The 14,471-nt window shown below is 56.5% G+C and carries 13 protein-coding genes; 7 read left to right on the forward strand and 6 right to left on the reverse strand.

The genetic code is table 11. The annotated features are described in order from the left end of the window. Positions 1 to 90 precede the first annotated feature (90 nt). Positions 91 to 1,173 carry a phosphoribosylformylglycinamidine cyclo-ligase gene (gene purM, locus LA5095_RS21275; protein WP_055119033.1) on the forward strand — a complete coding sequence of 361 codons (1,083 nt, stop codon included), beginning with the start codon at positions 91 to 93 and terminating at the stop codon, positions 1,171 to 1,173. Further along, positions 1,170 to 1,817, forward strand: a complete 648-nt coding sequence (gene purN, locus LA5095_RS21280) for a phosphoribosylglycinamide formyltransferase (RefSeq protein ID WP_055118550.1) — start codon at positions 1,170 to 1,172, stop codon at positions 1,815 to 1,817. Before purM ends, purN begins: the two co-directional genes overlap by 4 nt. 27 nt (positions 1,818 to 1,844) lie before the next feature. Here purN and LA5095_RS21285 read toward each other — a convergent pair whose 3' ends face one another. After that, positions 1,845 to 2,684: an amidohydrolase family protein gene (locus LA5095_RS21285; RefSeq protein WP_208992802.1), complete on the reverse strand. Its 840-nt coding sequence runs from the start codon at positions 2,682 to 2,684 to the stop codon at positions 1,845 to 1,847. A gap of 249 nt (positions 2,685 to 2,933) precedes the next feature. On the opposite strand from LA5095_RS21285, the gene LA5095_RS21290 reads away from it, so the two are divergent. The 3 genes from LA5095_RS21290 (at position 2,934) to LA5095_RS21300 (ending at position 6,288) form a co-directional block, all read left to right on the forward strand. Beyond that, positions 2,934 to 4,094 carry a WD40/YVTN/BNR-like repeat-containing protein gene (locus LA5095_RS21290; protein ID WP_055118554.1) on the forward strand — a complete coding sequence of 387 codons (1,161 nt, stop codon included), beginning with the start codon at positions 2,934 to 2,936 and terminating at the stop codon, positions 4,092 to 4,094. A 243-nt stretch (positions 4,095 to 4,337) separates the two neighbouring features. Next, on the forward strand, positions 4,338 to 5,729 hold the full coding sequence (locus tag LA5095_RS21295; RefSeq protein ID WP_055118556.1) for an aminotransferase-like domain-containing protein: 1,392 nt from the start codon (positions 4,338 to 4,340) through the stop codon (positions 5,727 to 5,729). Between the two features lie 151 nt (positions 5,730 to 5,880). Then, positions 5,881 to 6,288, forward strand: coding sequence for a DUF983 domain-containing protein (locus LA5095_RS21300; RefSeq protein WP_055119035.1), 408 nt, complete (start codon positions 5,881 to 5,883; stop codon positions 6,286 to 6,288). Between the two features lie 98 nt (positions 6,289 to 6,386). Here LA5095_RS21300 and LA5095_RS21305 read toward each other — a convergent pair whose 3' ends face one another. The 4 genes from LA5095_RS21305 to ndk form a co-directional block, all read right to left on the reverse strand. Next, positions 6,387 to 7,106: a hypothetical protein gene (locus LA5095_RS21305; RefSeq protein WP_055118558.1), complete on the reverse strand. Its 720-nt coding sequence runs from the start codon at positions 7,104 to 7,106 to the stop codon at positions 6,387 to 6,389. A 39-nt stretch (positions 7,107 to 7,145) separates the two neighbouring features. Further along, positions 7,146 to 9,245, reverse strand: coding sequence for a molybdopterin-containing oxidoreductase family protein (locus tag LA5095_RS21310; RefSeq protein ID WP_055119036.1), 2,100 nt, complete (start codon positions 9,243 to 9,245; stop codon positions 7,146 to 7,148). A gap of 113 nt (positions 9,246 to 9,358) precedes the next feature. After that, positions 9,359 to 10,471, reverse strand: a complete 1,113-nt coding sequence (locus LA5095_RS21315; RefSeq protein ID WP_055118561.1) for a YHYH protein — start codon at positions 10,469 to 10,471, stop codon at positions 9,359 to 9,361. A 176-nt stretch (positions 10,472 to 10,647) separates the two neighbouring features. After that, complete coding sequence (ndk, locus tag LA5095_RS21320; RefSeq protein WP_029066429.1) at positions 10,648 to 11,070, reverse strand: nucleoside-diphosphate kinase; 423 nt, start codon at positions 11,068 to 11,070, stop codon at positions 10,648 to 10,650. Between the two features lie 268 nt (positions 11,071 to 11,338). On the opposite strand from ndk, the gene LA5095_RS21325 reads away from it, so the two are divergent. Then, positions 11,339 to 12,208, forward strand: coding sequence for a DUF4344 domain-containing metallopeptidase (locus LA5095_RS21325; RefSeq protein WP_055118563.1), 870 nt, complete (start codon positions 11,339 to 11,341; stop codon positions 12,206 to 12,208). On the opposite strand, the gene LA5095_RS21330 is transcribed toward LA5095_RS21325, so the two are convergent. Continuing rightward, complete coding sequence (locus LA5095_RS21330) at positions 12,148 to 13,215, reverse strand: helix-turn-helix domain-containing protein (protein ID WP_055118565.1); 1,068 nt, start codon at positions 13,213 to 13,215, stop codon at positions 12,148 to 12,150. The two genes, LA5095_RS21325 and LA5095_RS21330, sit on opposite strands and share 61 nt — an antisense overlap. A gap of 137 nt (positions 13,216 to 13,352) precedes the next feature. On the opposite strand from LA5095_RS21330, the gene LA5095_RS21335 reads away from it, so the two are divergent. Beyond that, entirely contained in the window at positions 13,353 to 14,429 is a 1,077-nt protein-coding gene (locus LA5095_RS21335; RefSeq protein ID WP_082442824.1) for an alpha/beta hydrolase family protein, read from the forward strand. Positions 14,430 to 14,471 lie beyond the last annotated feature (42 nt).

Genomic DNA, 14,471 nt, shown 5'->3' on the forward strand with positions numbered 1-14,471 from the left:
TCTTGTGAAAAGCGCTGCAAGGCTGTATGCGCGGCAGGGATATTCAAGCACGCCGTCAGCGAGCACATGGAAAACCAGACTGGAGCTGTCATGAGCCATTCCAAGCCTTCAGGAAGCAATGGTCTGACCTACGCCGACGCCGGCGTCGACATCGACGCGGGCAACGCGCTGGTCAATCGTATCAAACCCCTTGTCAAGGCAACATCACGGCCAGGTGCGGACAGTGACATAGGCGGATTTGGCGGTCTGTTCGACCTCAAGGGCGCCGGCTTCGACGATCCGATCCTTGTGGCGGCGAATGACGGTGTTGGCACCAAGCTGAAAATCGCCATCGAAACCGGCCAACATAGAACGGTCGGGATCGACCTGGTTGCCATGTGCGTCAACGATCTTGTTGTCCAGGGTGCCGAACCGCTGTTCTTTCTCGACTATTTTGCGACCGGTTCACTTGATGTCGACATCGCGAGCGATGTCGTGGCCGGGATTGCGGACGGCTGCAAACTGGCAGGTGCAGCCCTGATCGGCGGCGAGACCGCCGAGATGCCCGGAATGTACAAGGAAGGCGACTACGACCTTGCTGGTTTCTCCGTCGGTGCCGTCGAACGAGGGCAAATCCTGCCACGCAAGGATGTTGCTCAAGGCGATGTGCTTTTGGGCCTGGCCTCCTCCGGCGTTCACTCCAACGGTTATTCCATGGTGCGAAAGATCATGGAACTGGCTGGACTTTCCTGGTCCGACGCGGCTTCGTTCGAGAACGGCAAGACGCTCGGAAGTGTCCTGATGGAACCGACGCGGATCTATGTCAAACCCTTGCTTTCCGCCCTGAAACAAACCGGCGGCATCAAGGCGCTCGCGCATATCACCGGCGGGGGGCTGCCTGAAAACCTTCCTCGCGTCCTGCCGGAAAACTGTTCGGCACGGATCGACCTTTCTTCCATCGATGCACCCGCGGTTTTTTCCTGGCTCGCCAAAACAGGTGGTGTTGCGGAGAAGGAAATGCTGCGCACCTTCAATTGTGGTGTCGGCATGGTGATCGTGGTTGCCGACGACGAAGCAGATGACGTCGCCAGAGTACTGGAAAACGAAGGGGAGCGCGTGACTAGGATCGGCAGGATAGAGGCCGAGGGTGACGCACCGGTTCTTTTTGACAATTCCCTGGGCCTGTCGGCATGAACCGCAAGCGTACAGCCGTCCTGATTTCGGGTCGCGGCTCGAACATGGGTGCTCTGATCTCGGCGGCCATGGCTCCCTCCTATCCCGCGGAAATCACGCTGGTCATTTCCAACCGGCCGGATGCCAAGGGGCTTGAACGTGCGGCCGAGTTTGGTATCGCGACGGCAGTTGTCGATCACAAAGACTTTGCCGGAGACCGGCAGGCGTTTGAAAAAGCAATCGACGACGTCCTGAAAGAGCACAGGATCGATCTTGTCGCTCTTGCCGGTTTCATGCGCATCCTGACACCCTATCTAGTCAACGCGTGGTCGGGCCGCATGATCAACATTCATCCGGCTCTGCTTCCCTCCTTCAAGGGACTGGCAACTCACGAACGCGCGCTGGAAGAAGGCGTAAAGCTTCATGGCGCGACGGTTCATTTCGTTTCGGCGGAAATGGACGATGGTCCGATCATCGTACAGGGCGCCGTCCCGGTTCTCGATCATGACACGCCCGATACGCTCGCCGCGCGCGTGCTTGACGTCGAGCACAAGATTTACCCGAAGGCGCTGGAACTCGTTGCAACCGGCAAAACGAAGGTGACCGGAGCACGGGTCGTCACAGGTGCTGAAAACAACAATTCAGCGGAGCTTATCTGGCCCTGAGAGGACCAGCACCCTTGTGGCCAGGGCCTATTTTGTGCCGATCTGATCCATCGTGATTTCGCGACCGAAATACCTTTCGGCATTCTTGTAGGCGATCTTCTCGGCGACTTCCCGCGGCAGTTTTGACAGCCAGAGCCGGTTCGTTGTCATGATCTCGGAATAGCTGTCCCATTGGCTGTTGACCCAGGTATCGCTGCCGATCATCAACCTGTCCTGAAAATCGAAAATGATTTCAAGCCATTGCGGATCGAGCGTCTCACCGCGACCCAGAATATTGTACTCGCGCAGGGATGTGTCGGCGAGCAGTTCCGGAAATTCATCCATCAACGCATAAACCTCCGGCGCAGGTGATCCAAGACCCGCATGCGCCCAGATGATCTTCACTTCGGGGTCCAGTCCGTAGAGCCAGCGGATCGGCTCAGTGCCGGAATGAACATGAAGATAGATGTCCCGTTCCTTCGCCATCGCAATGATCTTCCGGAAAAGTGCCTCGTCCGAGGTATCAAGCTGGCGGATGTGAAATTCACCAATGCCTTCATGCGGATAGCTTTCAAGTCGCTCTTCCAGATAGCTGTCCATGCCATCCATCTTGGTCCAGTTGGAAGATCCGGCAGCACCGTGATAGGGGCGCAACTCCGGGACAATCCGGTTGGGTGCATATTCCCACAACATGACCGTGCCCTCATCGGGTGTCGAAGAGACCAGCGCCATGGCAACACCGTTCTGGTCCATGAGCTCGACAATGCTCTTGACCGGATATCGATCCCACGCCGGTTCCTTGTAGTGCACATGCGCATCGAACAACGGCAGCTTCCAGACATCCTCTCCGATCGCCTCGTGGTCACCATCAGCGTTCGCAGTCGTCAAGGAGAGCATCAAGGATATGACACCAAATACCGGGAACAAATATCTGAAGCACGATCCGGGCATAAACTGACCTTTCATTTCACCAGCACTCTGTCAGAACTTATCCTAAAATATCGATTTTTCTATACCCATTATCATAATTTGGATTAATTCGCCCTTCATGAGTTGCATTCGAAAAAATGACATCCCCGGCACTTACCGGGTGCAATTACATGCTAAAATTGCACATCAACGGGAGGAGACCATGAGATGCGCACTGGCGAACTCACAATCCTTGTCGGTACCACCAAAGGTGCCTTTCTGATTTCCGGAGGCCGTGACAGGTCAGGATGGGCCGTCAAGGGACCACTATGCGATGGCTGGCCGGTCAACCACGTTGTCGGTGACGCTGAGAGCGACACATTGTGGGCAGGCGGAGGCAGTGACTGGAACGGTGCGGGGATCTGGCGATCCGACGATGGCGGCGATACCTGGGAGCTGACAAAACTCACAAGGGGTTCAATGGACGACTGGGCCGCGAATGATCCTGATTTTGCGAAGCTCATCGGCTGGATCGATCAACCCCAACCATTCGGCGATGATTTCTCGCAAATCTGGTCGCTTGGTTTCTTCCATGGAACACTCTATGCCGGCACCAAACCGGCCAAGCTTCTTGCCAGCCGTGACAGGGGCAAGAGTTTCGAGCATGTGGACAGTCTTGCCAATCACCCTTCCGCTGACAGCTGGAATCCGGGTGCCGCAGGGCTCGTTCTGCATACGATTGTTTCCGATCCCAAGGATCCGGCGAAGCTCTGGATCGGCATTTCAGCGGCCGGTGTCTTTGCGACGGAAGACGGAGCCAGAACGTGGGAGCGGCGGAACCGGCTTTCCAACGCGGCTGCCTGCGAGGGTCATGACCATCCTGCCGCACCGAGAGACGGCGATACAGGTCATTGCGTCCACAACATGATGCGTGCGCCCGGCGACGGCGATCTTCTTTACCAGCAAAACCACCATGGTGTATGGCGCTCCTCGGATGGCGGCCGGAGTTGGGACAGCATCAATGACGGCCTCCCCTCCACATTCGGTTTCCCGATCCGCGTTCATCCAAGGGATCCTCAGACCATCTGGACCATTCCACTCAACGGCGATGCCGCCGGCCGTTATCAACCCGATGCCTCGGCGGCGGTCTGGAAATCGTCGGATGGTGGTGAGAACTGGGAGGCGCAGCGAGACGGCCTGCCCCAGGAAGCCTGCTTCTTCACCGTTCTTCGCCAGGCAATGTCCGGCGATGACAGAGACCCGGCCGGTCTTTACTTCGGTACCAATTCAGGGTCGATCTTCGCCAGTTTCGACGAAGGCGATCACTGGCACGAAATCGCACGGCATCTGCCGACGGTGCTTTCGGTGGAGGTGATGGACCGGGCGTGACCTGCAGGCGGCGCATTTCAGTTACGAAACGCAAATGCCCATTGCCCCGCTTCCGTTTCTGATTTTTCCAGATCTTCCTGTTCACTTACCGAACGGACCAACTGATGAAACCCGGTATTCTCTGCTTGTTGTGCAGAAGCGCTGCCCGGTGGGTATCCAGCATCTTGTCTGACCGGGATGACAAACCAATTCACATTAGATATACAGTCAATATGCAGTCAATTTTGAAAGACCCCACCGCGCATGACCAATTGGCACCCCGACCTTTCAAACAGTAACGCGCCACGTTACATCGCCATAGCCGACAGCATCGAAACCGATCTTTCGACCGGCCGCCTGTCGCCGGGTGACAGGCTGCCTGCGCAACGACACCTGGCGAAACTGCTCGGCCTGGATTTCACCACCGTCGCCCGCGGCTACACCGAAGCCCGCAGACGCGGCCTCCTGTCTTCGCAGGTTGGGAGCGGAACGTTTGTCACACATCCCCATGACGGCGACAAGAAGAACACCGGAGGTCATTCGAGCCGCATCGGCATTCCCGATTTCTCCATGAACTTGCCGCCGGAGCCCGAAGGCACGGCTCTGTTGTCCAAAATGCAGTCGGGTTTTTCCGCGCTTTCATCAGATTTGACACCGTTGTTGCGTTATCAGAGCTTCGAGACGTCCGAGCCGGACCAGAACGCTGCAGTCAGTTGGCTCAAAAGCGCTGGATTGACCGCAAGACCAGAGCAAATTCTGTTTTCGCCAGGTGCCCAGGCAGCTCTGACAAACATTCTGGCAACGCTTACGGCCCCTGGCGATCAGATTGGCAGCGAGGCGATCACCTATCCTGGCATTCGTTCTGTCTGTGCGCAGCTTCACCTGGAACTCAAAGGACTGGAAACGGACGAAAACGGTATCATCCCTGAAATATTTGAAGCAGCAAGCAGAACCGGCGGGCTGAGAGCCCTTTATCTCAACCCGACCCTGCACAATCCGACCACACGCACCGTGCCCTACAAGCGTCGGCGGGAACTGGTTTCTATCGCCGAGAACCACGGCATCCCCATTCTCGAAGACGATGCCTACAGTCTACTCAGCCGAACGCCTCCAGTTCCGTTTGCCACACTGGCGCCCGAGATCACCTGGTATGTCGGCTCGCTGTCGAAGTGCCTTGGCGCCGGTCTGCGGCTCGCCTACGTTCTTGCACCGGACCAGGGTGCATCCTGGCAGTTCTCACGTGCAGTACGGACATCGCAAGTCATGCCGTCTCCGCTGACGGTTGGGCTCGCAACGCGCTGGATCGAAGATGACACGGCGGCCGCTCTTCTCGACCAGATCCGCTCCGAAAGCCGAACACGGCAAACCATTGCAGCCAACTATCTCAAGGATCATGCATTTTTAGCCGACCCGGACGGATTCCACCTGTGGCTCAACCTGCCGGACGGCTGGAACCGGTCAGCCTTCGTCAGCCAGATGCGCAATCTGCAGATAGGTATTGTCGAAGCTGACGCCTTTACCGTTTCAGGCCAGCCACTGGAGGCTGTCCGGATCGGACTTGGTGGCCCTATCAACCATGCGCAACTCAGCCAGGCCATGGAAATCATCGCTCAAACGCTGCAAGCTTCCCCTGCAAGGGCGTCGGTCTATTTCTGATGCCACAAGCCAATTTGCCGCAGCGGGATGGCTTGACTTGCTGCAGTAATTTCATAAATTGAATGCAATCACTTCCTATCAATATTGAAGTGACGGGATATCAATCCACATTCAGCTGCGACCGCAAGCTCCCCAGAGAATGGCAACGCCAATGAACGCACAACAGTCCTGGCCCAAGCTCCCACCGATCCAGACCGGCATCAAGGGCCGCTGCCCGCGCTGCGGGGAAGGCAAGATTTTCGACGGGTTCTTGACCCTGAAACCGCGATGCAATCACTGCGGACTGGATTACAGTTTCGCGGATCCCGCGGACGGGCCGGCCTTCTTCGTCATCTGCTTCGGCTGTGTTCCGGCTGTCGCTTTTGCCATCTGGCTGGAAATCGCGTTCACGGCTCCCTACTGGGTGCACCTTGTGACCACCCTGCCCCTGATCCTGCTCACCTGCATTCCCATGCTGCGCCCGCTCAAGGGCTGGCTCGTTGCCAGTCAATATTTCTACAAGGCGGAAGAAGGCAAGCTTGCGAATGCGGACCCGGAGCCTTCGGAAAACCAGACCTGACCAACGGGAGCCCCAAACCTGCAATCAGGTCTGGCAAGGCAGCGCACCCGGACGGGGTCTGCGCTGCCTTTTTTTGAAAAAATTCAGTGTTTACGAAGTCATCTTGTATCAAAGTCGGCGCTATTCGGATCAATCAACCATTGTCCTGAGTCCCAAATCGGCTTCCAGTCCAAGAACTTCCTTTCGAGGTCAATTTCCACTCTTGTGAGCTCCTGCTGGCTCCACCCTATTTTGAATGAGTGTCGGATGCAGGCATAGTTTGCGATATCGGTGCAATGGAAATTCTGCAGAACGTTTGACTTTTCGTTCCATTTCAGCCAACCGTGGTAGTCATGAACAACTACCGTCCAACCTTGATCCAGCTGCTTCAGCTTCGGTAAATACAACGACTTCCAATTCTCAAACTCAAGCGCAGACTTTTGTCCGCTTCTCAAATTCAAGAGCACTGCTTTCGAAAAATAGTCGCCGGTTTTGTCGGTCACGACCACAAGGAAAATCCAGGAACGGATTTCCTTCGAGAACCCGCTGAATTCGTCCTTATGCCAGTTGTCATCAATTCCTAGATGGCGACGTATTGCATCGGGGAAGACATCAAGATCTTCCAGCGCCAAGCTGTACTTTTCATGGAAATTTGCCCGAAACTCACCTCGCTTGATTGGCGTAGGTTCCCAGCTTTCAACCGGCTGCAGCTGCTCGAGCAGAGGGCTTGAACTCGCAGGCATGATTGCGATCGCCTGAATTGCCGCGATCAAAATACCAGCTTTAAGCAACTTCCTCAGCACGCTCACCATCCCATCAAGCAACTTGTCCGAACGCATTCCAGATGGGAGTATCGAGATCAATTGACAAGGGAATTGCTATTCAGCCCTTATCCAAACAGCCGTATCGTGGAACGCTGCACCGCCATAAGGCGCAACCGGGTCGGCGCCGGTCAGCGTGTTGATGCCCTTGCCATCTTCAAAGGATGCGTTCGGCCAGATACCTTCTGAAATCACTGTGCCGGGTGCAACGCTCGGCACGTGCCGTGCATGCAGCGTAACGGCTCCACGTTCGTTGCCCATCCGGACCTTGGCCCCGTCTTCAATCCCGAAACGCGCCGCTTCGTCAGGCCTGATCCAGACTTCCGGCCGGCCTTCCTTCTTCAGTGATGTCTCCGTTTCATTGAAAGACGAGTTGAGGAAGGAACGCGCAGGCGATGTTGCCAGGCGGAACGGGTGTATCTCGTCGGCCTGTTCGATGCTGTCCCATTGGTCAGGCAGATCCGGCATGGTATCGCACGGGCCGAAGACAGCATCCCCTTCAGGCTTGTTCGGTGCCTCCGCCCTGCCCCAGTCGGGTCTGAAGTGAAACTTGCCGTCCGCGTGTCCAAAACCGTTCAGGTAGTGCGAGGTTTCGAAATCCGGCTGAAGGTCGCGCCACTTTTCCGCTTCAAGTTCCACCAGTGTTCCAAAGCCAGAATTTTGCAACATCCAGTCGATTTGATCGCGTGCGCTCATATCGAATCCGGGGTGAGACTTTGAATCAACGCGCTTTGCGATCTCATTGATGACAAATATGTTTTCTCTGGGACCTTCCGGCGGCTCAACCGCCTTCGGACCGAGTGACAGATATTGATGACCACCACCCTTGTAGATGTCGTCATGCTCCAGAAACTGAGTGGCAGGCAGAACAATATCCGCCATTTGAGCGGTTTCCGTGAGGAACTGTTCGTGCACGACAGTGAAGAGATCATCACGCGAAAACCCTTCCCTGACCAGTTCCTGCTCCGGTGCAACGGACATGGGGTTGGTGTTCTGTATGAAAAGTGCCTTGACCGGTGGACCGTTGAGCAGCGCCTCTTCGTCACCGGTCAGAATACGGCCGATCAGACTCTGGTCGAGAGTACGTGTCGAAGCATCCTTCAGCGAGGTCGCCTCGATCATCTCCTTGTTGAACCTGAACAGGCCGCCATTGTTGTGGAACGCTCCACCGCCTTCATACTTCCAGCAACCGGTCACACTGGCGATGGAAGCTGCCGCATGCATGCCGACAGCGCCGTTGCGCGATCGGGTAAAGCCGTAACCAAGTCTGAAAAAGGTCTTTTTCGTTTCCCCGATGTGATTTGCGACTTCCTCGATCTGCCGGACTTCGAGCCCGGTGATCGCCGCCGCCCATTCAGGAGTTCTGGTCTCAAGGTGAGTTTCCAGTTCCTGCGGACAGTCCGTATAGGCGTTCAGGTAGTCCCGATCTGCATGGCCGTCGCGGAAGAGAACATGCATGATGGCACAGGCAAGCGCGGCGTCTGTTCCCGGTTTCAGGATGAGGCCGATGTCGGCCTGTTTCATGGTTTCGGTTTCGTAGACGTCAACCACGATAACGCGGGCACCACGTTTTTTTCGAGCTGCGATGACGTGGGTCATGACATTGACCTGGGTCGCAACCGGATTGGTTCCCCAGATGACGATCTGATCCGAACGCGCCATCTCGCGCGGATCTGGACCCGTCAGGCTGCCGGTTGCCGCAACATATCCGGTCCAGGCCATGTTGGTGCAGAAGCTGTCGAACTGGCGAGAATATCCCTTGGCATGCCGCAAACGGTGGATACTGTCCCGCTGCACCAGGCCCATCGTACCGGCATAGTGATATGGCCAGATGCTCTGTGCACCGAACTCGGCTTCGACTTCCAGGAATTTCTCGGCGATCAGATCAAGGGCAGTTTCCCAGGAAACTTCCTCGAACCGGCCCTCACCCTTGCGGCCGACACGCCGCATGGGTTTGAGAAGGCGCTCTGGGTGATAGAGACGTTCCGGATATCGGGCAACCTTGGCGCAGACTACGCCCGCCGTATAGTCGTTGTCCTTGGCCCCATTCAACCGCCTCACGTCGCCATGCGGATAAAAGTGCACTTCAAGTGAACACGACGAGGGACAATCGTGCGGACACGTTGAGAATGTGCTTTTTGGCGGTTGCTGGTTCATGCCGCGTCCGATCCGGAGGATTGTTGTGAACAGGTCTACGATCATGCGTTATGAAAAACAAAGGGAGGCGCCGTCAAGCGCCTCCCTTTCAATTCAGGCAATCGTGTCTTTACTCAGCTGCCGCTGCACGGTGCACGTCGGCCTTGTCCGCCACCGCCCTGCCGGGGACCGCGTTGACCACGCTGCCCCCTTTGCGGAGGCGGACCGCCGGGCCGCACTCGTGGCGGCTGACCGCCTTGTACCTGGATCAGGTGTCCGGCTGCTTCCGAGTTGTCCGTCATGGTGGCAAAGTCAATTGTCGGGCTGACTTGTTCCATCTCAACGTCGCCGCGGCGCTGTCCTCGGCCTTTCAGCCGCGTGAAGCTGGCATCCGGTTGCCCCATCCAGCATCGGGGAATGAAGGGAAACGTGTCAGTCAGGACATAGTGGTAGGTGCCGTCCGGATATTCCGGTGTGACCGCAAAACGACCATTGCACTGGTCCAGGTCTCCCGCACCGGAGACGAAGGCCCAGTCCTGGGTAAACTTGCCATTATAGGATCCCCCCGGACCATCCGGCCGGGTTCCGCTCTTGATCCGATAACTGCTCTTCAGCTTTTTCATCGATGATTTTCCGGCAGGATCCGAATACCCGTACTGGCCATAGACCGGAAAGCCGTCGGCTGCATAACCGATCATTGCAGGGACCGACCTGCCGCCGCTGGAGGCGACAACTCCCGTAGGTATGCCGTGATAGTGGTACGTGCCGTCCGGCTGGACGTGGGCATTGTATTTGTCCAGCCCAAGCTTGCAGGCGCCGCCCAGCGCTTCATAGTTCCAGCCTGAACGGCGATCGTTCTGCCAGAACTCCGCCGTTCCCGGGTCCATCACGACGCCATTGATGGCGATGCCGAAAACAGAACCTTGTGCGCTTGTTGCCCGGTTGGTCCTGCGCGGATTGAGAGGCACTTTCAAACTGTAGTTTTTCTTGGAAATCGCATGCGGATTGTTGCGGTTTGGAAACCGTCCTGGCGACTTTATCGGGTAGCCATTTGCGCGAATGCGCCTGGTGTTCCCCTGAACGGTGATATCCGCGCTCGCTTCAGCCTCAGGCAGAAGCAGATCCCAGATTTCATCCGCGATATGAGTGTGTTCGAGTGGTTCCTGACCACCAAGGGGTGCAGAGCTGTCATGTGCAGCTGCAGGGAATGCAATCAGAGCGCTCGCAAACGCAAGACCTAAACGCATTGTCTCTTTCTCCCGATTCCAATACCCCGACGGCGCCAATATGGTCGGTTCCTCACGGGAGCACATCAGTTTTTTGGTAAGAATGTGTAACTGGATGTGTCAGGAAACGGGTTCAGAAACAAACAGAAAAGCCGGCCCTCATGGACCGGCTTTTCAAGTCTCGTAAAGAGACGGATTTATCCGACGATTTCGGTGCCGGAGAACCAGAATGCGATTTCCTCAGCGGCCGTTTCAGGCGCATCGGAACCGTGAACGGAGTTTTCGCCGATGGAAAGTGCATGTTCCTTTCGGATCGTGCCGTCAGCGGCTTCTGCCGGATTGGTCGCACCCATGACTTCACGGTTCTTGGCGATCGCGCCTTCGCCTTCCAGCACCTGAACGACGGTCGGGCCGGAAGACATGAATTCGGTCAGCTCGCCAAAGAACGGGCGTTCCTTGTGAACAGCATAAAAGGCTTCTGCTTCCCGAAGAGACATCCAAACGCGCCGGGAGGCTACAACCCGCAGGCCGGCTTCTTCCAGCTTGGCGGTGATGGCGCCGGTCAGATTGCGCTTGGTTGCGTCCGGCTTGATCATGGAAAACGTGCGTTCAATCGCCATGGTTTCGTCTTTCTTGGTTCACAAACGGGCCGATCCATCGCCGGTCCCTCATTTTCAGAAATTTCGCGGCCTTCATAACTGTGCACCGCCTGCCCCGCAAGGGGGCCAGCGCATGACATTTTCATCTCGCTTGCGATATCGGCAATTGGAACCGCTCGATAACGCCCGAACAAGCTGGCATTGAAGCAAACGGATGCGTAGTCTTGCTCGGCATCGGATTTGTCTCGCCGAGCAAGTTCAACCGACCGGTTATCAATGGCAGAAACCCATGACATCGATAGTCAATCCGTTTTCCTTCCTTTTGATTGCGCTCATCCTGGCGATCAGCCTCGTCCAGGAAATCGCTTCGGCACAGACCGGTGCAGACGCGGACGGAGAACCCTATGCGGGTCTTGAAGCCAGTCTGGCGGAACTCTCATCCGACAGTCTCGGCGAACTGCTGGAATTCGTCTCGGGCAACACGCTCTTCGTGATCTATCACGAAGGTGGACACATGCTCGTTTCGGAGCTTGGACTTCCGGTCCTTGCTCAGGAGGAAGACGCAGTCGACAACCTTGCCACGATTTCCATGCTGGCCGCCGACACCGATGACATGGACCTCTTTCTCTATCATGCAATGACCGGCTGGTTCCTGATGTCGGAGGACAACCACGACGCACTGATCTTTTACGACGAACACGATCTCGACCAACAGCGCGGATATCGAATGCTTTGCATGATGGTCGGCGCGGACGAAGCTGCGTTTCTGGACCTTGCCCAAGACCTTGCACTTCCTGAAGATCGTATCGACAGCTGCGGCTTCGACTTTGACCAGGCGTCTGAGTCCTGGGAAGTCGTTACCGATCCGTTTGTTCGTGATGGCGATGAGCCGGCCGGCAAGATCGATATCATCTATGAAGATGCACCTGAAAACCTGAAGACACTGGCGACCTCCTTTCAGGAAAGCGCCTTGATGGACCAGGTCGCCAACGAACTCGATACATTCTACGACCTGCCCGAACAGGTGACATACCGCGCGACCACCTGCGGCACCGACAATGCTTTTTGGGATCCGGACCTGCGCGAAGTGATTATCTGTTACGAACTGCTCGGCGGATTTGCATCGCTATACCTTGATCTGCTGTCTGGCGAGGACTGAATGTTCTTGCGATAGGCACCCGGTGCCTCTTCAAACATCCGCTGGAATTCCCGGTAAAAGTTCGAACGGGTCAGAAACCCGACCTGTTCGTGAATTCTGGTCACTGGCGCATTTGTCTCTGCCAGCAGCCTTGCAGCCTCTTCCAACCTGATCTGATTGACAAACTGGCTGACATTGACACCGACAACTTTGTTGACGGCCTGAGACAGGTCCCTGTCCGGAGTTCCGGTCCGTCTTGCCAGGCGCGTCAGCGTCAAGGCGGGATCGCGATAAAGCTCCTGCTCCAACAGGATCCGTCTTGCCGCCTCAACAAGGGCGACCTTGTCGGCTTGTGCTGCCGATACATTTTTTTCTGAACGACGAGGCGGACGATAGCGCAAAGCAAGCACGGCAAGTCCAAAGGCCGCGAGCAGAAAGGCCAGACTGGCATAGGAGATGATATCCGCGGCCATCGCGAATTTCTGCTGCGCAAACAGCAGAGCAATCCATGCATCTGTTGCAAGTGTCGCGGCCATGACCAGAATCGCCACCAGCTGAAGCTTGTGCAAAAGACCGCTTTGACCGGTGGGCGCCTCCGATAACCTGTCAGGCCCGCCGATCCAGACCAGAAACAGGGCCAGGCAGTAAACCGCGAAAGTCATGCCAATGACGACGTCCACAAAGCCTGGGATCGGGACCGGCAACATCATGGCTAGTGTCAAGAAGGTGGCGACCAGAGCGTTCAAACGGATCAGACGCTTCGCCCCGTCGAAAGGTACCGTCAGGGTCGCAAAGGCAAGATAGAGAGTTGGTGCAATCCAGACCGGCAGACTTCTTTGCAAGGCAAGAAAATCGACGTTGCCGTGCGCAAAGCGCAATCCAACCAACCCGGCTTCCACGCAAAGCAATAAGAAAAAGACCGCAAAAAGCAGTCGGGAGAAGAGCGGTAGCGCCCGCCAGAAAACCGCCAAAAGACCGAGTCCGAGGAAGATTGCTGCAAGCAGAAAGGAAACCGGAATGCTGATCATGTCTTTGCCTGCAGGGGGGACGGGCTGGCCACCTGTCCTTTATCACGTTTAAGGACAGGACAAAGCTTTCCCCGCGATTGTCAACACCTGCAGTCCGCACCCACGTTGGTGGAGTTGTCAATCGAACCGGAGGTCCCATGCCCTCACTCTTCTTCCGCCACCGCCTCGCGCAAAGACTTCTGCTCCCGGCCGCATTTGTTGTGGCTTGTTCTCTCGCTGTGAACGCAGCACAGGCCGACAGCGAAACTGCCCTGCCCTACGGTCCGGGCGTCGCTAAAATCAACGTCGCAGACGAGCGGCCCGAAAGACCGCTTTCCGGTGACCTCTGGTTTCCGACGCCAACACCTGGAAAGCACAGCCGCGCAGACAAGAGCAAGGTCTGGCAAATGGCGCTTGCGGACACGCGTGGCACGGTCGCCGATGGCACATTTCCGCTGGTAGTGGTTTCACACGGCATGTACGGCAACACGTTCAATCAGGCTTGGCTCGCATCTGAACTTGCACGCCGTGGATATGTCGTCGCAATGATCAACCATCCCGGGACCAGCACTTTCCTGCGCGACGCGGACCAAGCCCGTGAATTGTGGCAGCGGCCCGTCGATCTTTCCAGGCTGATCTCTTTTCTCATCGACAAGAGCGAATATGCACCCGTCATCGACCGGAACAGGATATACGCCGCGGGTCATTCGCTGGGCGGCTTCACGGTGATGATGCTGGCGGGTGCGGAATTCGACAACGCCCGGTACAGGACCGTGTGCGATGGCCAAGACCTTCCCGTGGCCTGTGAAGTTCTGAGCGGCTGGTCTGTCGCGGAAACGAAAGACGATCAGGCCGAAATGGCAACTTCCCGGAAGGATGACAGGATCAGCAAAGTCATCAGTCTGGATCTTGGCGGCACTCCCGTCTTCTCTCGAGACAGTCTTGCCCGGTTTGACATACCGGTCCTGGTGCTGGGTTCCGGACGTGCAGACATGCTGAACCAGGAGATCGAATCCCGTGCGCTCGCAACTGCCCTGCCAGGGCAAAAAGTCAAACACCTTGAACTGCCGGATGCAGGCCACTTCGATTTCATGGGAGTGTGCAAGCCGGAAGGTTACGCCATTTTGGAAGAACACGAGCCTGGCGATGAAATTGTCTGCATCAAGGGACATCGCGAGCGTCAATCGCAGCATCAGCGCATCTTGAAGGAAATACTGACTTTTCTGGACAAGTGAGTGTGCGGGCGGCGGGCATTGCATCGAAGCCACAGCCCACCG

Source organism: Roseibium album, from assembly GCF_001404515.1.
Lineage (GTDB): Bacteria > Pseudomonadota > Alphaproteobacteria > Rhizobiales > Stappiaceae > Roseibium > Roseibium album.